We start from the raw sequence: 20313 nt of genomic DNA, 5'->3' as shown, positions 1-20313 counted from the left end.
CCTCAGCCCTCCCTGCCGAAGATCAGCATGGCGTCGCCGTAGGAATAGAAGCGATAGCCGCGCTCGACCGCCTCTCGGTAGGCATGGAGGATCCGATCGCGCCCTCCGAAGGCGCAGACCATGAGCAGCAGGCTGCTCCGCGGAAGGTGGAAGTTCGTCATCAGCACATCGACCGCCGCGAATGCGAAGGGCGGGACGATCGTCAGATCCGTCCAGCCAGCGAGCGCCCCCGCGCCCCGCGACTCGCTTCTGGCCCATGACTCCAGGGCCCGGGTGGTCGTAGTCCCGACGGCGACGATCCGCCTTCCGGCGCGGCGGGCCCCGGCGATTCGATCCATCTCTCCCTCTTCGATCGCATAGTACTCGGACTCGACCCGATGCTCCCGCAAGTCCGGCGTCCTGAGCGGACGGAAGGTCCCCGGCCCGACATGGAGGGAGAGCCGCGCGATCTCGATTCCCCGGGACTCCAGGGCCTCGACGAGCGGCTCCGTGAAGTGGAGTCCGGCGGTCGGCGCAGCCACCGCCCCCGGCAGCCGCGCGAAGATCGTCTGGTAGTCCTCCCGATCCGCCGCGTCGTCGGGCCTGCGGATGTAGGGGGGGAGGGGAACATGACCGCAGGAGCCGATCAGGTCGGCGATCTCTCCATCGACCCGCAGGGTCGCCGTCTCCCCTTCGCGCCCGAGGAAGACGAACCGAGCCGTCTGTCCCGGGAACTCGATCGGGTCCCCTTCCCGCAGCGCGCGGGCGGGGCGGACCCACGCGAGCCAGATTCCTGGCGCCGCCTCGCGCGTGAGGAGGATCTCGATCTCCCGGTCGCGCCCCGCGATCCGACCCAGCAGGCGCGCCGCCACGACGCGCGTCTCGTTGACGACGAGGAGATCTCCGGGGCGGAGCAGCTCAGGCAGGTCGGCGACGCGCCTGTGCTCGATCCCGCTTCCGCATTGCGGCAGGACGAGCAGGCGGGCGGCTTCGCGAGGCGAGACGGGGCGCTGCGCGATCCGTTCCGGAGGAAGGAGATAATCGTAGCGCGCGATGTCGTCCAGAGGGGCCAGCAGATCCGCCACGGCTACGAGAAGAGCCCCGGGCTCTCCTTGCCCGGCGGCGTCTCACCGACGATCGCGTAGCCGCGCGCCGTGGCCAGGCGTCCCAACCGGGTCCGCTCGAGGAATCCCTGCTGGATCAGGAACGGCTCGTGAACCTCCTCGAGCGTGTCGGGCTCCTCCCCCACGCTCATCGCGAGGGTCGCGAGACCGACGGGGCCGCCGCGGAACTTCCGGATCAGCGTCTCGAGGATCCTCCGATCCATCTCGTCCAGGCCGATCTCGTCGATGTCGAGGCGGGTCAGCGTGGCGGCGGCGTCTGAGCGCCCGATGCGCGCCGTCCCGTCGACCTGGGCGAAGTCGCGCACCCTGCGCAGGAGGCGATTGGCGATCCTCGGCGTTCCCCTCGAGCGTCGCGCGATCTCCTCCCGGGCCTCCGGAGCGAGCGGCACGCCGAGAAGCTCGGCGGAGCGCGCGAGGACGGTGTCGAGATCCCCGACGCCGTAATAGTCGACCCGCCCGTGGAAGCCGAAGCGCGCCCTCAAGGGGGCGCTCAGGAGCCCCGCCCTCGTCGTCGCGCCGATCATGGTGAACCGCTCGAGATGGAGACGAACGGTGCGGGCGCCCGGACCGCGGTCGAGGACGATGTCGAGCCGGAAGTCCTCCATCGCCGGGTAGAGGTACTCCTCGATGACCCTGTGGAGGCGGTGGATCTCGTCGATGAAGAGGATGCCGCCGCGCGGGAGGGCGGTGAGGATGCCGGCGAGGTCTCCCGGCCGCTCGAGGGCGGGGCCGCTCGTGCAGCGGATCTCCGCCTCCATCTCCCTGGCGAGCAAGAGGGCCAGCGTGGTCTTCCCCAGGCCGGGAGGACCGGTCAGCAGGATGTGATCGAGCGGCTCGCCGCGCAGGCGCGACGCCTTGACCAGGACATCGAGGTTGCCCCGCAGCCGGTCCTGCCCCACGAACTCCGCGAGCCTGCGCGGGCGCAGATCGGTCTCGAAGGCGCGCTCCTGCTCCTGCGGGATCGGATCCATCAGAGGCGAGCGGGTCAAGGGCCCCTCCTTCCATCGCTCGCAGGAGAGGCTACCACAGGCCAGACGATCCCACCAGGGAGGCCCCCGCCGCCTGCCTTCCGTTGCGGATGATAGCGGGACGCGCCCGCGGCGCCGGCGCATCGTCGCCAGGCCGGCGAAGCGGGCGCATCCTGCGAGCGATCCCGCCGCGCGTTGACCTTGGACGGGCGCATTGGAGACAATCCCCGCTCATGGGAGAAACCTGACCTTGTCCCTTCGATCGGCCATACGCGCGCTGCTTCCCCACCTCAGCGAGCTTTCGCCCTGGCTGCGCCGCCACCGCCGGGCCCTCCTCGCCGGCTATCTCTGCACGCTGGCGACAAGCGCCTTCAGCCTGGCGATGCCGATGGTGATGCGCTCCGGAATCGCGCATCTCGAGGCGGGCGCGGAAGGAGGAATGCACCGCTATGCCCTCCGCCTGGTCGGCCTCGCCGCCGGCGGCGGCATCTTCCTCTTCCTGACGCGCCGCATCCTGATCGGGACGAGCCGGCGGATCGAGTACGAGATCCGAAACGACTTCTTCGCCCACGTGCAAACCCTCTCGCTGTCGTTCTTCAACCGGCAGAGGGTCGGCGATCTCATGTCCCGCGCCACGAACGACCTGAACGCCGTCCGCGATGTCCTCGGGCCGGGGATCATGTACGGGATGAACACGGCGACCGTGGTCGCGGCGAGCGTCGTGCTCATGATCCGTCTGGATCCCATCCTGACCCTCCTCGCGATCGCCCCGCTGCCGCTGCTCGCCTTCCTGGTGCGCCACTTCGCAGGCGAGATGCACCGCCGCAGCCGCGCGGTCCAGGATCACGCGGGGCTCATCGCCGCCACCCTGCAGGAGAACATCAACGGGGTCCGGGTCCTGCAGGCCTACACCCAGGAGGCCTTCGAGGCCGACCACTTCGACCTCCTCGGCCGCAGGTACATGGATCTAGGGTTCCGCCTGATCCGGTATCGCGCCCTCTTCATCTCGATCCTTGGAAGCCTGATCGGCCTCTTGATGCTGATTCTCCTCTGGGCCGGAGGGACGCGAGTGATCCGCGGCTCGATCGGGCTCGACGAGTTCGTCGCCTTCCTGGGCTATCTCGGAATCCTGACGTGGCCCGTGATCGCGCTCGGCTGGGTCCTCTCGATCATCCAGCGCGGCGAGGCGGCGATGGCGAGGATGCTCGAGATCAGGAGGAGCGCGCCGGAGATCGAGAGCCCGGCCGAGCCCGACCGGGGCCCCCGGATCCGGGGCGAGATCGCCTTCGAGCGGGTCCGCTTCTCTTACGAGCCGGGAGGCGAGGAGGTCCTCTGCGGGATCGACCTGGCCATCCCCGCCGGATCGACGGTCGCGGTCGTGGGAGCGACCGGCTCCGGAAAGACGACTCTGGTGAGCCTGATCCCCCGCCTGCACGATCCCTCCGCGGGGGCCGTGCGGATCGACGGCATCGATGCGAGGAGGCGCGACCTCGCGGAGCTCCGGGAGGCCGTCGCCGCGGTTCCGCAGGAGTCCTTCCTCTTCTCCGACACGGTGCGGGCGAACGTCGCGATCGGAAGGCCCGAGTCCTCGGAGGAGGAGATCGCGCAGGCCGTCGCCCTGGCCTGCCTGACCCGGGACATCGAGACGTTCCCGCAGGGGCTCGAGACCCGGGTCGGCGAGCGCGGGATCACCCTCTCGGGGGGGCAGCGCCAGCGCGTGGCACTCGCGCGGGCGCTGCTCGCCGACCCGGCCGTCCTGATCCTCGACGATGCGTTCTCGAGCGTCGACAGGATCAAGGAGGCCGAGCTGCTCGAGAACCTGCGCGGTTCCCGGCGCGGGCGGACGACGCTCCTGATCGCGCACAGGATCTCGACCGTGCGCGAAGCGGATCGGATCTTCGTCCTCGAGAAGGGCCTGGTCGCGGAAGCGGGAACCCATCAGGAGCTGATCGCGTCGGGGGGGATCTACGCGGCGATGGAGAGGCGGCAGAGACTCACGGAGGAGATCGAGCGTGCCCCCGCAGCATGACGACGAACCCCTCTACCGCAGCCAGATCGATTGGCGGCTCTTCACCCGCCTGCTCGCCATCGCCCGCCCGCACGCGGGGGCCCTCGGCGCCGCGATCGCTCTTCTGATTCTCGTCTCCGGCGCCGAGCTCCTCTTTCCCCTCCTGATGAAGATCGGGATCGATCGCTACATCCGGACGAAGGACACGGCGGGCCTCTTGCGGCTCTCGCTCGCCTACCTCGCCCTGCTCGCCGCCGTCTTCGCGCTCCGTTACGCGCAGATGCACGCGACGCAGGCCCTCGGCCAGAAGATCATGTTCGATCTCCGAAGGAGGCTCTACCGCCACACGCAGACCCTCTCGATCTCCTACTTCGAACGAAACCCCGTCGGGAGGATCATGACCCGCCTCACCGGCGATGTGGAGGCCCTGAACGACCTCTTCACGTCGGGTGTCGTCTCGATCTTCGGGGATCTCCTGCTGATCGCGGGGATCGTGACCGCCATGCTGATGCTCGACGTGAGGCTCGCCCTCGTCTGCTTCCTGGTCGTGCCGCTGCTCGCCGTCGCGACCTTCCTCTTCCGGGCGCGGGTTCGGGAGGCGTACACGACGATCCGGGCCAAGGTCGCCGCCATGAACGCCTACCTTCAGGAGCACTTGAGCGGCATCGCCGTCGTGCAGCTCTTCCGGCGCGAGGAGGCGAGCGCGCGGCAGTTCGGGCGCCTGAACGCCGAGCACCGCGACGCCTTCCTCAAATCGGTCCAGGCCTTCTCGGTCTACTTCCCCGTCGTGGGGCTCCTCGACGCCATCGCCGTCGCCCTCATCCTCGGCTACGGGGGAAGCAGGGTGCTCGATGCGACCCTCTCGATCGGCTCCCTGGTCGCCTTCTTCCAGTACAGCGAGCGCTTCTTCCGTCCGATCCGGGATCTCTCGGAGCGATACAACGTCCTCCAGGGAGCGCTGGCGAGCGCGGAGCGTGTCTTCGAGCTGCTCGACACGGAACCTGAGATCCGCTCGCCCGAAGGAGCGCGGCAGTCGAGCGGCATCCCCCTCGTCGGAGCGGGAGAGATCGTCCTCGACCATGTCCGCTTCGGCTACAAGCGCGAGGAGCCCGTGCTGCACGATCTGTCTCTCCGCGTCTCGCCCGGCGAGGCGGTCGCGCTTGTCGGGCACACGGGCGCGGGAAAGACGACGATCGCTTCCCTTCTCGTCCGTTTCTACGACGTCTGGGGCGGCATGATCAGCATCGATGGAGTCGACGTGCGCCGGTGGGATCTAGGGGCGCTGCGCCGCGGCATCGCGGTCGTCCCCCAGGACGTGTTCCTCTTCTCGGGATCGGCGATTCGGAACATCGGCCTCAGGGATCCATCGATCGGGCCCGAGAGCGTCGAGAGGGCCATCGATGTGGTGAGGGCCCGCGACTTCCTCTCCGCGCTCCCCGAAGGACTCGAGACGGAGCTTCGCGAGCGGGGGAACATCCTCTCCGTCGGCCAGAAGCAGCTCCTCGCCTTCGCGCGGGCCCTCGCGCGCGATCCGCGGATCCTCGTCCTCGATGAGGCGACATCGAGCGTCGACACCCAAGCCGAGCTTCGCATCCGCGAGGCCCTGCGCAGGCTGACGCATGGGAGGACCAGCATCATCATCGCCCATCGCCTCTCGACGATCCGCCACGTCGATCGAGTTCTCGTCCTGCACAAGGGACGGCTGGCCGAAGAGGGAACGCACGCCGATCTTCTCAGCCGGGGCGGGATCTACTCGAAGCTCTACGACCTGGAGTTCCGGCAGCAGGAGGAGGAGTCGGGCGAGACGGCGGCAGAAGGGGCGGACTAGCCAACCCGTCCACTCAGCCCCCGCAGAGCGCCGCGAACGATCTCGTCCAGGATCGGGGCCGCGCCCCCCTCGCCCCGGGACTGAAGGAACCGGCGGACCGCCTCCCGCGCCTCCACAGCAGGATAGCCGAGCGCCGTCAGGGCGCGCAGCGCATCGAGCGAGAGATCCCCCGCGGTTGCGGCATCGGGCGTCGGGGCCTGGATCTGCAGCATGCTCGCGGGAATCTTCCCCTTCAGCTCGAGGACGATGCGGCTTGCCAGCTTCCTTCCCACGCCGGGCACCAGCATGAGCTGCTCGACGGAGCCGCGCTCCGCTTCCAAGAAGAGGACACCGGGGGCCATGAAGGAGAGGATCGCGAGGGCGATCCTCGGCCCGACGCCGCTCACGCCCAGGAGGGCATCGAAGCAGAGCCGTTCCTCGGGCTCGAGAAATCCGTAGAGCAGCGGGTCGCCGTCGCGGATCAGAAGGCGCGTCCAGAGGACCCCGCGAGCGTACCCTTCCAGCCGCTCCGCGACGGTCCGCGGAACATGGACGCGCACTCCGAGGCCGCCCATGTTCACCAGGATGTGGCCCGGGCCGACTTCCAGGAACTCCCCCTCGATGCGCTCGATCATGGAATCCCCCGTAGCGGTTTCGCGCGGGCTATTGCGGGACGGACCAGGTGGCAGTAGGCGGCCGCGAGGGCGTCCGCCTCGTCCTCCGTGGGGCTCGCCGGCGGTCCGATCATCAGGCGCGGGAGCATCCTCGCGACCTGCGTCTTCGATGCGGATCCGTTCCCCGTCACGGCCCGCTTGATCTCGGCGGGGGCGTACTCGAAGACATCCAGGCCGGACTCGAGACAGAGAAGGAGCAGGACGCCGCGCACATGGCCGAGGACGAGGGCGGCGCGGACCGAGCGCGCCACGAAGCATGTCTCCATCGCCGCCTCATGCGGGCGATGCTCCCGCAGGAGCCGGAGGAGCTTCTCGCGCAGCTCCGGGAGCCGTTCCGCGAAGGCCCGCTCCGTATCGAGCCGCACCTCCCCGCTGGCGATGCGCTCGATGCCGTCGGGACCTGAAGCGAGAAGGCCGAATCCGGTCCTCCTGCTTCCCGGATCGAGACCCAGCACGATTCGCGCCCGTGTCATCCTCTGAGCGCCCACCCTAGGGGGAATCTGGAAAGCCGCACGCCGCGGCCTCGGGGCCTAGCCCCGCAGCTTCTCCATCATCTCGTCGGCGATGTCGAAGTTCGCGAAGACCTTCTGCACGTCGTCGTGCTCCTCGAGGAACTCGAGGAGCTTCAGGAATCCTTCCGCTGTCTTCTCGTCGTCCAGAGAGACGTTCGTCGAAGGGACCTTGGTCAGCTCCACGCTCTGGGAGGGGATCCCCGCCTCCTCGAGCGCCTTCTGCACGGGGTCGAAGTCCGCAGGTTGCGCGTAGACTTCGTAGATGTCGCCGGCGGAGCTGTCGACATCCTCGGCCCCCGCCTCGAGCGCGACCTCCAGGAGCCTGTCCTCCGCCACGGCCTCCCGTGAGACGGTGATCAGGCCCTTGTTATGGAACATCCAGGCGACGCAGCCGGCCTCTCCGAGGTTCCCGCCGTACTTTGTCATCAGGTGCCTCAGCTCGCTCGTCGTCCGGTTCTTGTTGTCGGTCAGCACCTGCAGAAGGATCGCGACTCCTCCCGGGCCATACCCCTCGTACAGATACTCCTCGTACGTGGTCCCCGGCAGTTCGCCCGTCCCCTTCTTGATGGCACGCTCGATGTTGGCCGCCGGCATGCTCTGCGCCTTCGCGTTTGCGATCGCAGTGCGGAGCCTGGGGTTCCCCTTCGGATCGCCGCCCCCGTCGCGCGCGGCGATGGTGATCTCCTTGATGAACTTGGTGAAGAGCTTGCCCCGCTCGGCGTCAGCCTTCCCCTTCTTCCGCTTGATCGTGCTCCACTTGGAGTGGCCGCTCATGACTCCTCACCCCCTGCCATCAGATCGCCGGGAGAGCTAGGCGTTTCCCTCCTGCTGTTCCTTCCGCAGCTGCTCGACGAGCCTGTCCTGCAGCTCGCGCGGCACCTCCTCGTAGTGATCGAACTGGAAGGTGTAGCGCGCGCGCCCCTGGGTTATCGAGCGAAGCTTCGTCGAATACTGGTAGAGCTCGGCCGCGGGAACCAGCGCGGTCACCTTCTGTCCTTTTCCGGCCGAGTCCATCCCCAGGATCTTCCCCCTTCGGCTCGACAGATCGCCCATCACGTCTCCCATGTAATCGTCCGGGACCGTGACATCGACCTTGTTGATCGGCTCGAGCAGGACGGGCTGCGCCTTCTCGACGCCGTCCTTCAGCGCCATCGAGGCGGCGATCTTGAAGGCCATCTCCGAGGAATCGACATCGTGGTAGCCACCGAAGTGGAGGCGGACCCTGATGTCGACGACCGGATAGCCGCAGAGAACTCCCTCCTGCACCTTCTCGTTCACCCCCTTCTCGACTGCAGGGATGAAGCGTGAGGGAATGACACCCCCTACGATCTCGTCGACGAACTCGAGTCCGCTCCCGCGGGGTAGCGGCTCCACCTTGATCGAGACATCCGCGAACTGCCCGCGGCCGCCGGTCTGCTTCTTGTGCCGGTACGAGACATCCGCGTTCCCCCGGATCGTCTCGCGGTAGTCGACCCGTGGCTTGGATGTCGTCGCCTCCACCTGGCCGCGACGCCGCATCCGGTCGAGGATCACGTCAACATGCAGATCGCCCATGCAGCGGAGGATCGTCTGGTGCAGGCTCGACTCGACACGGGCCCGGATCGTCGGGTCCTCGGCCTGAATCCGGTTCAGCCAGTTCCCGATCTTGTCCTCGTCCCCCTTGCGGGCGGGCGCGATCGAGACCTCGTGGACCCCCTCCGGGAAGGGGATCGGCTTGAGGACGATCTTGCTCTCGCGCAGGCAGAGGCAGTCGTTCGTCCCGGTCGACTTCAGGTTGACCGTCGCCCCGATGTCGCCGGCGACGATCTTGTCGGTGTCGGAGCGCTCCTTGCCGAGGAAGTTGTAGATCTGGCTCATCCGCTCCGACTGATCCCGCCGGGAGTTATAGACATCCATCCCCTTCTCCGCGTACCCGGAGAAGACCCGGATCAAGTAGACGTCCTGGGGAAGGACCTCGGAGGTCGTCTTGAAGACGATGGCGGCGAGCGGATCGGATGGCCCGCCTTGGATCGGCGTCTCGCTCTCGGAACCCGGCCTCATCCCGAGGGGGCCGGGGACATCGAGCGGGGAGGGCCCGATCTCGGTGAGCATGTCGGCGAGCACGGAGATGCCGATGTTGCGGTCTGCCGACGCCGCGAGGATCGGGAAGATCTTCCCCTTCGCGACGCCGCGGCGGAATCCCTGATAGACCTCCTCCGGCGAGAGGGCCCCGCTCTCGAGGTACTTCTCCAGCAGGACGTCGTCGCTCTCGGCGGCGAGCTCGGTGATCTGCGTCCGCGTCTCGTCGATCTGGCCTGCGAGCGCCCCGGGAGCGTCGCTCTCGCGCGGGCTCTTCGAGTCACCCAGGGTGGCCTTTCCGGTCAGCGTGTTGGCCACACCTTCGAGAGCGCCCCCCGCGCCGATGGGAAGGACGAGGGGAACGGCGTGGGCGGTGAGATTGCGGATCGCCTCCGCGCACTTGGTGAAATTCGCCTGGTCCTTGTCCATCATGTTGATGACGAAGAAGACCGGCTTGCCGAGCTCGACGGCGAGATCGAAGTGCTTCTCCGTATCGCCCTCGACTCCGGAGACGGCGTTGACCACGATGAGCGCCGCGTCTGCCGCGTAGAGACCCGCGTAAACCTCGCCGACGAAGTCGGCGTAGCCGGGGCAATCGAGGAGGTTCAGCTTCTTCCCCTTGTGCTCAGCCTGAGCGAGAGAGACGTAGAGGCTGATCTGACGCTTGACCTCATCCGCCGTGTGCGCGAGCAGAGAGGTCCCCTCCTGGACCTTCCCCTGGCGCGTGGTCGCGCCCACCGCATAGAGGATCGCCTCCGCGAGGGAGGTCTTCCCCGAGCCGCTGTGTCCGAGAATCGCGAAGTTGCGGATCGCCGCCGTGTCATAACTCTTCACCGCTCAAGCTCCCCCATCCGCCATGGCCATCGAGAAGAACAACAGAAGCCTCTGAGGACCATGGCGGCCCTTCCCCGGGACTCCCGACCGTGACTGGCGAGAACAGACTGCGTAACGGTAACACCCTGGCGCGACGATGGGCAAGCGGGCACATGGGAGGGAAAAAAGAAAGACTCCTGGCCGCACAACGCGACCAGGAGCCCTCGCAAGATAATCCGGCGGCGTCCTACTCTTCCACACAGTCTCCCATGCAGTACCATCGGCGCTGGAGGGCTTAACTTCCGTGTTCGGAATGGGAACGGGTGTTGCCCCTCCGCCATGACCACCGGAAACCGGATCCCCGGCCGAAAGAAACAACGCCGGGGCAATACGCTGACAACCGTAGAGGGCGACGATTCACGCCGCGCGAGCGCGCGCAACGAAACAACTCGATCAAGCCGCACGGCCGATTAGTACCGGTCGGCTAAACGCATTACTGCGCGTACACCTCCGGCCTATCAACCTCCTAGTCTCGGAGGGGCCTTTAGGCAGGTTACCCTGCGGGAGATCTCATCTTGAGGTCGGTTTCACGCTTAGATGCTTTCAGCGTTTATCCGATCCGGACATAGCTACCCGGCGCTGCCGTTGGCACGACAACCGGCACACTAGAGGTCCGTCCGTCCCAGTCCTCTCGTACGAGGGACAGCTCCTCTCAAATCTCCTGCGCCCACGATGGATAGGGACCGAACTGTCTCACGACGTTCTGAACCCAGCTCACGTACCGCTTTAATTGGCGAACAGCCAAACCCTTGGGACCGCCTTCAGCCCCAGGATGCGATGAGCCGACATCGAGGTGCCAAACCCCTCCGTCGATGTGAACTCTCGGGAGGGATCAGCCTGTTATCCCCGGCGTACCTTTTATCCGATAAGCGACGGCCCTTCCACACGGAACCGCCGGATCACTAAGCCCTGCTTTCGCATCTGCTCGACTTGTAGGTCTCGCAGTCAAGCTCCCTTATGCCTTTGCACTCTACGCGCGATTACCGACCGCGCTGAGGGAACCTTTGGACGCCTCCGTTACTGTTTGGGAGGCGACCGCCCCAGTCAAACTGCCCACCTGACAATGTCCCCCGGCCGGATTCACGGCACGAGGTTAGAATTCCAACAACACAAGGGTGGTATTTCAAGGTTGGCTCCACAGAGGCTAGCGCCCCCGCTTCAAAGCCTCCCACCTATCCTACACATGCATGGCCAAAACCCAATATCAGGCTACAGTAAAGGTGCACGGGGTCTTTCTGTCCAGTCGCGGGTAAACGGTATCTTCACCGCTGCTTCAATTTCGCCGAGCTCTTCCCCGAGACAGCGCCCAAATCGTTACACCATTCGTGCAGGTCGGAACTTACCCGACAAGGAATTTCGCTACCTTAGGACCGTTATAGTTACGGCCGCCGTTTACTGGGGCTTCAGTTTGGAGCTTCGCCTTGCGGCTGACCCCGCTCTTTAACCTTCCAGCACCGGGCAGGTGTCAGACCCTATACTTCGCCTCATCGGCTTAGCAGAGTCCTGTGTTTTTGGTAAACAGTCGCTTGGGCCGTTTCTCTGCGACCCCCTTCAGCTTGGATTGTGCATCCTCACCTACTTGGGGGCATCCCTTCTTCCGAAGTTACGGGATCATGTTGCCGAGTTCCTTAGGGAAGACTCACTCGAGCACCTTAGGATTCTCTCCTCACCTACGTGTGTCCGTTTACGGTACGGTCACCCGAAGAACTCACTTAGAGGTTTTTCTTGGCAGCGTGCTTCAGATCAGTTTGTGGTCTAAGACCTCCCCATCGCCTCTCGGAGTTAGCGATCTCCTGGGTTTTCCTGGGAGATCCTCCTACGGGCTTGGACCGGAACTACCGACGGTCCGGCTGACCCTACGCTTCTGCGTCACCCCATCGTGTCTTTGTCGCCCCTCGGGTGGTACGGGAATGTTCGCCCGTTGTCCATCACCTACGCCTTTCGGCCTCGGCTAAGGATCCGACTGACCCTGAGCGGATTAACCTTGCTCAGGAAACCTTGGGTTTTCGGTGGACGGGTTTCTCGCCCGTCTTCTCGCTACTTATGCCGGCATGATCACTTCCGGTTCGTCCACCGCCTCTTGTCGAGACGGCTTCAACCTACAACGGAACGCTCCCCTACCACGCCCGGGCGCAATTGCCCGGACATCCGCAGCTTCGGTACCAGACTTGAGCCCCGTTAATTATCGGCGCAAAACCACTAGACCAGTGAGCAGTTACGCACTCTTTAAATGGTGGCTGCTTCTAAGCCAACATCCTGGTTGTTTATGCAGCTTCACATCCTTATACACTTAGTCTGGATTTGGGGACCTTAGCTGGCGATCTGGGTTGTTTCCCTCTCGGTTGTGGAGCTTATCCCCCACAGCCTGCCTCCCGTGGTACATGTGAACGGCATTCGGAGTTTGAGTGGGTTTGGTAACCTGGTAGGGCCCCTAGCCCAATCAGTGCTCTACCTCCGCCACACATTGGCACGAGGCTAGTCCTAGAACTATTTCGGGGAGAACCAGCTATCTCCAGGTTTGATTGGCCTTTCACTCCTACCCACAGCTCATCCAAGGACTTTTCAATGTCCACTAGTTCGGGCCTCCACGTACTTTTACATACGCTTCACCCTGGCCATGGGTAGATCACCTGGCTTCGGGTCTGCTGCGTGCGACTTAATCGCCCACTTAGGACTCGCTTTCGCTGCGGCTTCGCGCCTGAAGCGCTTAACCTTGCCACACACAAGCAACTCGCCGGCTCATTATGCAAAAGGCACGCCGTCAGCCTAGCCGGAACCGAAGTCCCGGTTCAGCCTCCGACCGCTTGTAGGCAGATGGTTTCAGGTTCTTTTAACCCTCCGTCAGGAGTGCTTTTCACCTTTCCCTCACGGTACTTGTACACTATCGGTCGTCAGAAAGTATTTAGCCTTGGGAGGTGGTCCTCCCGGATTCCCGCAGGGTTTCTCGTGTCCCGCGGTACTAGGGAACTGCACCCGAGGAGCCAACATGCTTTCGTCTACGGTACTATCACCCTCTCTGGTCAACCCTTCCAGATTGCTCGACTAACATGCTGGTTTCTGACTCCCCGACCCATCTGCACACAGGTCCGGCACAGCCCCACAACCCCACCGACACAACGCATGCAGGCTTGAACATGTCGATGGTTTCGGCTCTTTCCGTTTCGCTCGCCGCTACTCAGGAAATCGAGTTTTCTTTTTCTTCCTAGAGGTACTGAGATGTTTCAGTTCCCTCCGTTCGCCTCATTCGGCCTATGTATTCAGCCGATGATGACGGGGCATTACCCCCGCCGGGTTCCCCCATTCGGAAATCTCCGGGTCTCTGCTTGTTTGCGGCTCACCGGAGCTTATCGCAGCTTACCACGTCCTTCATCGCCTTCTGACGCCAAGGCATCCCCCATCTGCCCTTAGTAGCTTGATCGAACCCGTTGTTTTGGTGCACGAGCTCTCGCGACACCGGATTCCTCCTGCAAGCAGGAATCCACCGGCGCCGCGTGGCTACGCGGCAGAAATCGTTTCTACCCTCTACAGTTGTCAAACAACGAAACTCGCCACGCATAGGCGCGGCAAAGAAAAGAGTTCACCTGCGCGTCCGCTTGGATCTTGGAGATAACCGGGATCGAACCGGCAACCTCCGCCGTGCAAAGGCGGCGCTCTCCCAATTGAGCTATATCCCCAGAATCTTGACGAGGGGACGCACGCCCCAGGACCCGGTCATAGATTCGATCGCGATCCCGAGACGGATCAAAAGGGATGGTGGGCCTAGGTAGACTTGAACTACCGACCTCACGCTTATCAGGCGTGCGCTCTAACCACCTGAGCTATAGGCCCGACGAATACGGTTCGACACCGTTCGTCTGAGGTCCTAGCTCCTGGTTCAACAAGAGAGAGAGTGTAGGCGGCAAGTCGAGTCGATCGACCGATGAGTCTGGACTGGCGCCGCGGTTTCCCGCAGGGCCGTTCCTGACTCCTTAGAAAGGAGGTGATCCAGCCGCACCTTCCGGTACGGCTACCTTGTTACGACTTAGCCCCAATCACCAGTCTTACCTTAGGCGCCCGCCTCCTTGCGGTTGGCACAGCGACTTCGGGTACTACCAGCTTTCGTGGCTTGACGGGCGGTGTGTACAAGGCCCGGGAACATATTCACCGCTGCCTGCTGATCAGCGATTACTAGCGATTCCGACTTCATGGAGTCGAGTTGCAGACTCCAATCCGAACTGAGACCGGTTTTTTGGGATTGGCTCCATCTCGCGATCTTGCAACCCTCTGTACCGGCCATTGTAGCACGTGTGTAGCCCTAGGCGTAAGGACCATGAGGACTTGACGTCATCCCCACCTTCCTCCGTCCTATCGACGGCAGTCTCCCTAGAGTGCTCAACTTGACTTGGTAGCAACTAAGGACAAGGGTTGCGCTCGTTGCGGGACTTAACCCAACATCTCACGACACGAGCTGACGACAGCCATGCAGCACCTGTGCACCGGCCCCGAAAGGAGGGTGTGTTTCCACACCTGTCCAGTGCATGTCAAGCCTAGGTAAGGTTCTTCGCGTTGCATCGAATTAAACCACATGCTCCACCGCTTGTGCGGGCCCCCGTCAATTCCTTTGAGTTTCAACCTTGCGGTCGTACTCCCCAGGCGGGGCACTTAATGCGTTAGCTGCGGCACGGGAGGGGTCGATGCCTCCCACACCTAGTGCCCACCGTTTACGGCTGGGACTACCAGGGTATCTAATCCTGTTTGCTCCCCCAGCTTTCGCGCCTCAGCGTCAGTAACAGACCAGATGGGCGCCTTCGCCACAGGTGTTCCTCCCGATATCAATGCATTTCACCGCTACACCGGGAATTCCCCCATCCTCTCCTGCACTCAAGCCCCGCAGTATGGGACGCAGTCTCCTGGTTGAGCCAGGAGCTTTCACATCCCACTTACGGAACCGCCTACGCGCCCTTTACGCCCAGTAATTCCGAACAACGTTTGCTCCCCCCGTATTACCGCGGCTGCTGGCACGGAGTTAGCCGGAGCTTCCTTCTGCGGTACCGTCGAGGTCCCCCGGCTGTTCGCCGTTGAACCCTTCTTCCCGCACGACAGGGCTTTACAACCCGAAGGCCTTCATCGCCCACGCGGCGTCGCTCGGTCAGGGTTTCCCCCATTGCCGAAGCCTCTCGACTGCTGCCTCCCGTAGGAGTCTGGGCCGTATCTCAGTCCCAGTGTGGCTGACCATCCTCTCAGACCAGCTACCCATCGTCGCCTTGGTGGGCCGCTACCTCACCAACTAGCTAATGGGACGCGGGACCATCCTCGAGTGGTAGCTTGCAAGCAGAGGCCACCTTTGACCGCAGAACCATGCGATCCCGTGGTCTTATTCGGTATTAGCACCTCGTTAGAAGTGTTATCCCCATCTCGAGGGCAGGTTTCCCACGCGTTACTCACCCGTTCGCCACTAGGTTGGAGTTGCCCCCAACCCCGTTCGACTTGCATGCCTAATCCACGCCGCCAACGTTCGTTCTGAGCCAGGATCAAACTCTCCGTGTTCGAAAACTCGGAGCGTCCTCGATACGAGATCAAGGACGTTTGAATATGACGGTGCGCCTGTCGGCCTTGCCTGAGACAAGGCCGCAGCGCGCCGACTCGGGCTCGCCAAACCTACACTCTTCTCTTGTCAATGAACGTGCCTCGCGCTGACGCGCAAACCGACATAATATGCCCGCGGCATTGGCTCGTCAACTGGGGATAGACATCCCTGGACGGTAGGGCTCAAGCGGAAAACCAAAGCCAAACCCTTGCCGACGGATTTTCCAATCTAGGTTCATTCCGCGCGGCCGTCAAGCCCTTTGTTGCAGTCTTTTTTCGCGACCGGTCGAATCCTGCAACTCGCTGCAAACAATGGGATTGGGGACCGAAGGGCGCGGACGGCCGCGGGATCCTCCCTCGCGATCCGGGCCTGCCGATCCAATCATCGGCACCCCGCGGCGCCCGCCTGAGGCAGAAAGGCCGCTGCGCGGGCCGGCAGCGACGGGCGAAGGCCGCGCCCCTGGCGCGCCGGCCAGCCCCCACCTCCGGGGGGTCGTCTTGACCCCCATCGCGAGGGTGTGGTTCGCTCGCGCCATGAAGCGCCTTCTCATCGCCATCGTCGTCACTCCGCTCCTCATGGCAGCGGGGCTCTACGCGCTCTTCATGTTCTGGGGAAGCGGACTGCCGATCCCGAGCACGATGGAGGAGCTGCGACCGAGCGCGCGCTCGGTCGTCTACGACCGCAACGGCAGCCCTGTGGGAAACTACTTCGTAGAGGACCGGCAGCCGATCGCTCTCGCGGAGGTTCCGCAAACGATGATCGAGGCGGTGCTCGCCGCGGAGGATCGCCGCTTCTACGGCCACTGGGGAGTGAACCTCACCGCGATCGTGAGGGCGTTCGCGCGCAACGTTCGCGCGGGAGAGGTGACTCAGGGCGCGAGCACGATCACGCAGCAGCTCGCGCGAAACCTCTTCCTCGATCAGAGCCGCACGCTCGAGCGCAAGATCAAGGAGATCATCCTCGCGATTCGTCTCGAGCGTTCCTTCTCGAAGGACGAGATCCTCGAGCTCTATCTCAACCGCATCTACTTCGGCGACGGAGCCTATGGAGTGCAGGCCGCCGCCCATCGCTACTTCGGCGAGGACGTGCGCGATCTGACGGTCCCGCAGGCTGCCCTGATCGCGGGCCTTCCCGCGAATCCGACCGCCTTCTCCCCCGTCCGCAGGCCGGAGCGGGCGATGGGGCGGCGCAATCGAGTCCTCGCCGCCATGGCGAAGCGGGGATTCATCGACACCAACGCCTACCAGGAAGCGATCGCCGCGCCTCTCGGAATCCTCGGCGGCGCGTCGCCGGCGGGAGAAGCCCCCTACTTTCTCGAGTACGTGCGCCTGCAGCTCATGGAGCGCTACGGCGCAAAGGGGGTCTACCACGGAGGGATGGGGATCCACACATCCCTCGACCTCCGCCTGCAGCGGGCCGCCGAGAAGGCGATCGACAAGAGTACGCGCGCCATCGAAGAGGACCACTTCTATCGCGACAGGTTCGACTCGTACCGGGAGAGCGAGCGGCCGGGGGCGGAGGAGGGGACGCCCTACCTGCAGGCGGCCCTTGTCGCGCTGGAGCCGCAGACGGGAGAGATCCTGGCCATGGTGGGGGGCCGAGCGTGGCAGGACAGCCGATTCAATCGCGCGGTCCAGGCGCGCAGGCAGCCCGGTAGCGCGTTCAAGCCGTTCGTCTACGCGATCGCGCTGCGCGAGGGGGCGAGGCCGGGCGATCTCATCGTCGACGAGCCTGTCAGCTACCCGATGGGGCGGAGCGCCGCGATGGGGTACTGGACGCCGCGCAACTTCAAGAACCGATTCGAGGGCTCGATGACGCTGCGCCACGCCCTCGCGAAGTCGATCAACATCCCCAGCGTGAAGCTTCTCGACCGAGTCGGCCCTCGGCAAGTTGTCGACTTCGCCCATCGCTGCGGTATCCGCGGGGAGATTCCCGCCTATCTCTCGATCGCTCTCGGGACGGCCGAGGTCACCCCCCTCGAGATGGCGTCGGCCTACGGCTCATTCGCCAACCAGGGGATCCTCGTGTCGCCGGTCTCCATCCTGAGGGTGGAGGACCGCCTTGGAAGAACGATCGAGGAAAGCGTGCCCCGGAACGTCGAGGTTCTCGACGAGAAGACGAGCGCCTCGCTCGTGAGCATGATGCGAAGCGTGATCGACCGGGGCACTGCCGGCACCGCCCGCAGCGAGATGGAGTTCCGGGCTCCGGCTGCGGGCAAGACGGGGACCACCGACGACTACACCGACGCATGGTTCATCGGCTTCACGCCCAGGTGCGTCTGCGCCGTCTGGGTCGGCTTCGACGTGAAGCGCACTCTCGGCAGCGGCATGACCGGCGCGAAGGCGGCCCTGCCGATCTGGGTCGACTTCATGAAGGAGTTCGTCCGGATCAACGGGGAAGAGGAGTTCCAGGTGCCCGAAGGGATGGTCGGCGTGGCCACGTGCGAACGCAGCGGCCTTCTGGCCGGCCCCCACTGTCCCGTGGCTCACGACATCTACCGCGCGGGCACGGAACCCACCACCTACTGCTCGGCGCACGCACCGGGCCTCGATCTCCCCGAAGAGGAGACGCCTACCGCCGACGAGGGATGGTAGAGCCCTTGGACGGCGCCCGGTCGCGTGGGGTCAAGAAGGGGGCGAGGAGAGAGCCTCCGAAGCGGCCCTAACGAGAGACCTGCTCGATCAGCGGGGGAATCGATCGGGGCTTGGCCGGGGAGATGACGAAGGCCTCTCGAATCCGCTCGACGAGCCGATCTCCGCGGTGATCCGCGCCGATGTGAGCCTGCGCCAGGAGGTCTTCCGCGCCGACGCGGTCCCCCCGACGGACGCCGAGCACGACTCCAACGCTGGGATCGATCCGGTCCTCCACCCTCCGCCGTCCCCCGCCGAGATCGACGACGATCTCGGCGATCGCGCGGGCATCGATCCGCCTGACCCACCCCGCCCGATTCGATCGGACCGAAAGGACTCTTCGCGACGATGGAAGGAGATCCGGATCGTCGGCGACCCGGGGATCGCCGCCGTGCGCCGCGATCATCGCGCGCAGGCGATCGAGGGCGGCTCCGGAGGCGAGGGCCGAATCGACTCGCCTCTCGATCTCGGCTCTCCTGCCTTCGCCTCCCACGCGCAGCATTGCGCAGGCGAGGGCGCGCGTGACGAGCGAGAAGTCGGCGGCGACCGGCTCGCACTTGAGGAAGCGGATCGCTTCTCGGACCTCAAGGGCATTGCCGATCGTCTCGCCCAGCGGATCGCCCATCCAGGTCAAGAACGCCTCCACGCGCATCCCGAGATCGCGCCCCGCGCGAAGCAGGAGGGAGGCGAGGGCGCGGGCGTCCCCGCGCGATCTCATGAAGCCGCCCGAGCCGACCTTCACGTCGAGGACGAGCCCGTCCAGGCGCGCGGCCGCCTTCTTGGACAGAATGCTGGAGACGATGAGCGGCGGCGATTCGACGATCCCCGAGACATCGCGCAACGCGTAGATCCTGCGATCCGCCGGAACCAGGTCCTCCGATGCGCCCGCGATGCTGCACCCCACGCGATCGACGATCGATTCGAATCGGGCGGGGTCGATCTCGACCTGATACCCGGGGATCGACTCCAGCTTGTCGAGCGTGCCGCCCGTGTGCCCGAGGGCCCGCCCCGAGATCATCGGCACCCTGAGCCCGCAGGCCGCCGCCAGCGGCGCGAGAGCGAGGGAAACCTTGTCCCCCACGCCCCCGGTGGAGTGCTTGTCGACCACCGGCGGCCCGTCCCTCCATGGCGGCAGCAGCGCGCCGGAGCCGATCATCGCGCGGGTCAGTCCCGTGGTCTCCGCCCGTGTCATCCCCCGGAACAGGATCGCCATCAGCCAGGCCGTCATCTGGTAGTCGCTGACGGAGCCGTCGACGAATCCCGCGATCATCGCCTCGATTTCGCCGGGAGGATGCGATCCGCCGTCGCGCTTGCGGATGATCGCCCGCACCGCCGAGAAGGGGAGGTTCATCCGCGGACGCCGGTCCTCTGGGGGGCGGCGGGAAGTAGCCTTCCGAGAGAGGTCCGTCTCGCTGGGAGCGCGTCGCACAGCAGGACGATCGGGAGGTCTCCCGCGACGCGCAGGAGCATGTCCCGACAGGCTCCGCAGGGTCTGGTGGGCCGTGCCGTCGGCGTGTAGATGAAGAGCCGCCGGAAGCGGTGGATTCCCCTGGATAGGGCGATTCCGAGAGCCGCGCGTTCCGCGCAGAGCGAGAGGCCGATGGAGGCCGACTCGAGGTTGCACCCGGCGTGCAACCGGCCCTCGCGATCCTCGAGCACGGCTCCGACCCGGAAGCCCGAATAGGGGGCGTGCGCGGCCGCGGCCGCCTCCCGCGCCGCCCGCGCAGCTCTGGCGTCCGCCGCACGACTCGTCCTCGACCGCGTCCTCATCTCCATCCCCATGGTATCTTCCCGCCATGGGAACGAACGAGTCCAGTCTTCTCGAGGGGATGAGCCGCCTCCGCGACCTCTGCGCCAGGCTCCGGGGCCCGGACGGGTGCTCATGGGACAGGGCGCAGACCGGGCCGGGCCTCGCCCCCTATCTCGCCGAAGAGGTCCAGGAAGTCCTGGAGGCCCTCGCCCTCGGCGATGTCGGCCGGCTGGAGGAGGAGATCGGCGACGCGCTCTACCTCTGGGTTCTGTTTCTGACCGCTCTGGAGTCGGAAGGAACGATCCGGATCGCCGGCTGCGTGGGGCGGATCGAGGACAAGCTGTCGCGCAGGCACCCGGAGGTC

General features: G+C 65.1%; 12 protein-coding genes, 2 tRNA genes and 3 rRNA genes. 4 read left to right on the top strand and 13 right to left on the bottom strand.

From position 1 onward, the window contains the following. Positions 1 to 2: 2 nt before the first annotated feature. A complete protein-coding gene (gene queA / locus FJY88_04125; GenBank protein ID MBM3286522.1) occupies positions 3 to 1043 on the bottom strand; it encodes a tRNA preQ1(34) S-adenosylmethionine ribosyltransferase-isomerase QueA in 1041 nt (346 codons plus the stop codon). A gap of 23 nt (positions 1044 to 1066) precedes the next feature. After that, positions 1067 to 2074: a Holliday junction branch migration DNA helicase RuvB gene (ruvB, locus tag FJY88_04120; protein ID MBM3286521.1), complete on the bottom strand. Its 1008-nt coding sequence runs from the start codon at positions 2072 to 2074 to the stop codon at positions 1067 to 1069. Between the two features lie 211 nt (positions 2075 to 2285). Between ruvB and FJY88_04115 the strand changes: the two genes are divergently transcribed. Both FJY88_04115 and FJY88_04110 read left to right on the top strand, forming a co-directional pair. Continuing rightward, positions 2286 to 4100 (top strand): ABC transporter ATP-binding protein, encoded by a 1815-nt coding sequence (locus FJY88_04115; GenBank protein MBM3286520.1) that lies wholly within the window; start codon positions 2286 to 2288, stop codon positions 4098 to 4100. Between the two features lie 25 nt (positions 4101 to 4125). Further along, positions 4126 to 5907 (top strand): ABC transporter ATP-binding protein, encoded by a 1782-nt coding sequence (locus FJY88_04110; protein ID MBM3286519.1) that lies wholly within the window; start codon positions 4126 to 4128, stop codon positions 5905 to 5907. On the opposite strand, the gene ruvA is transcribed toward FJY88_04110, so the two are convergent. The 9 genes from ruvA to FJY88_04065 all read right to left on the bottom strand — a co-directional run bounded on the left by ruvA (position 5904) and on the right by FJY88_04065 (position 15525). Beyond that, positions 5904 to 6521 carry a Holliday junction branch migration protein RuvA gene (gene ruvA, locus FJY88_04105; GenBank protein MBM3286518.1) on the bottom strand — a complete coding sequence of 206 codons (618 nt, stop codon included), beginning with the start codon at positions 6519 to 6521 and terminating at the stop codon, positions 5904 to 5906. The two genes, FJY88_04110 and ruvA, sit on opposite strands and share 4 nt — an antisense overlap. Then, a complete protein-coding gene (gene ruvC / locus FJY88_04100; protein ID MBM3286517.1) occupies positions 6518 to 7033 on the bottom strand; it encodes a crossover junction endodeoxyribonuclease RuvC in 516 nt (171 codons plus the stop codon). Before ruvC ends, ruvA begins: the two co-directional genes overlap by 4 nt. 57 nt (positions 7034 to 7090) lie before the next feature. After that, the gene (locus tag FJY88_04095; GenBank protein ID MBM3286516.1) at positions 7091 to 7846 is read right to left on the bottom strand and encodes a YebC/PmpR family DNA-binding transcriptional regulator; all 756 of its coding nucleotides are present in this window, start codon (positions 7844 to 7846) and stop codon (positions 7091 to 7093) included. A 36-nt stretch (positions 7847 to 7882) separates the two neighbouring features. Then, on the bottom strand, positions 7883 to 9964 hold the full coding sequence (locus FJY88_04090) for an elongation factor G (protein ID MBM3286515.1): 2082 nt from the start codon (positions 9962 to 9964) through the stop codon (positions 7883 to 7885). A 213-nt stretch (positions 9965 to 10177) separates the two neighbouring features. Then, positions 10178 to 10294 (bottom strand): 5S ribosomal RNA (gene rrf, locus FJY88_04085). Between the two features lie 98 nt (positions 10295 to 10392). After that, positions 10393 to 13421 (bottom strand): 23S ribosomal RNA (locus tag FJY88_04080). Between the two features lie 183 nt (positions 13422 to 13604). Continuing rightward, a tRNA-Ala gene (locus FJY88_04075) sits at positions 13605 to 13677 on the bottom strand. A 77-nt stretch (positions 13678 to 13754) separates the two neighbouring features. Continuing rightward, a tRNA-Ile gene (locus FJY88_04070) sits at positions 13755 to 13831 on the bottom strand. 141 nt (positions 13832 to 13972) lie between these two features. Further along, positions 13973 to 15525: ribosomal RNA gene (locus tag FJY88_04065) — 16S ribosomal RNA — on the bottom strand. The 16S, 23S and 5S rRNA genes sit together here with 2 tRNA genes alongside, the layout of an rRNA operon. Before the next feature lie 355 nt (positions 15526 to 15880). Between FJY88_04065 and FJY88_04060 the strand changes: the two genes are divergently transcribed. After that, a complete protein-coding gene (locus FJY88_04060; GenBank protein ID MBM3286514.1) occupies positions 15881 to 18163 on the top strand; it encodes a PBP1A family penicillin-binding protein in 2283 nt (760 codons plus the stop codon). Between the two features lie 67 nt (positions 18164 to 18230). Here FJY88_04060 and FJY88_04055 read toward each other — a convergent pair whose 3' ends face one another. Together FJY88_04055 and FJY88_04050 are read right to left on the bottom strand one after the other, a co-directional pair. After that, positions 18231 to 19550, bottom strand: coding sequence for a thymidine phosphorylase (locus FJY88_04055; GenBank protein ID MBM3286513.1), 1320 nt, complete (start codon positions 19548 to 19550; stop codon positions 18231 to 18233). After that, positions 19547 to 19969 (bottom strand): cytidine deaminase, encoded by a 423-nt coding sequence (locus FJY88_04050; GenBank protein MBM3286512.1) that lies wholly within the window; start codon positions 19967 to 19969, stop codon positions 19547 to 19549. Before FJY88_04050 ends, FJY88_04055 begins: the two co-directional genes overlap by 4 nt. A 26-nt stretch (positions 19970 to 19995) precedes the next feature. Here FJY88_04050 and FJY88_04045 point away from each other — a divergent pair. Then, positions 19996 to 20313: hypothetical protein (locus FJY88_04045; protein MBM3286511.1), on the top strand; the 318-nt coding region annotated here is incomplete at its 3' end.

It is taken from the genome of Candidatus Eisenbacteria bacterium, assembly GCA_016867495.1.
Classification (GTDB): Bacteria; Eisenbacteria; RBG-16-71-46; order CAIMUX01; family VGJL01; genus VGJL01.
This window is presented reverse-complemented; position numbering and strand designations above follow the sequence as displayed.

What these genes read in the sequence shown, in the direction of transcription:
- ruvB (MBM3286521.1), bottom strand. Translation starts at nt 2,074, where the DNA reads ATGGATCCGATCCCGCAGGAGCAGGAGCGCGCCTTCGAGACCGATCTG.
- ruvA (MBM3286518.1), bottom strand. Translation starts at nt 6,521, where the DNA reads ATGATCGAGCGCATCGAGGGGGAGTTCCTGGAAGTCGGCCCGGGCCAC.
- ruvC (MBM3286517.1), bottom strand. Translation starts at nt 7,033, where the DNA reads ATGACACGGGCGCGAATCGTGCTGGGTCTCGATCCGGGAAGCAGGAGG.
- FJY88_04095 (MBM3286516.1), bottom strand. Translation starts at nt 7,846, where the DNA reads ATGAGCGGCCACTCCAAGTGGAGCACGATCAAGCGGAAGAAGGGGAAG.
- FJY88_04060 (MBM3286514.1), top strand. Translation starts at nt 15,881, where the DNA reads ATGGGATTGGGGACCGAAGGGCGCGGACGGCCGCGGGATCCTCCCTCG.
- FJY88_04055 (MBM3286513.1), bottom strand. Translation starts at nt 19,550, where the DNA reads ATGAACCTCCCCTTCTCGGCGGTGCGGGCGATCATCCGCAAGCGCGAC.
- FJY88_04050 (MBM3286512.1), bottom strand. Translation starts at nt 19,969, where the DNA reads ATGAGGACGCGGTCGAGGACGAGTCGTGCGGCGGACGCCAGAGCTGCG.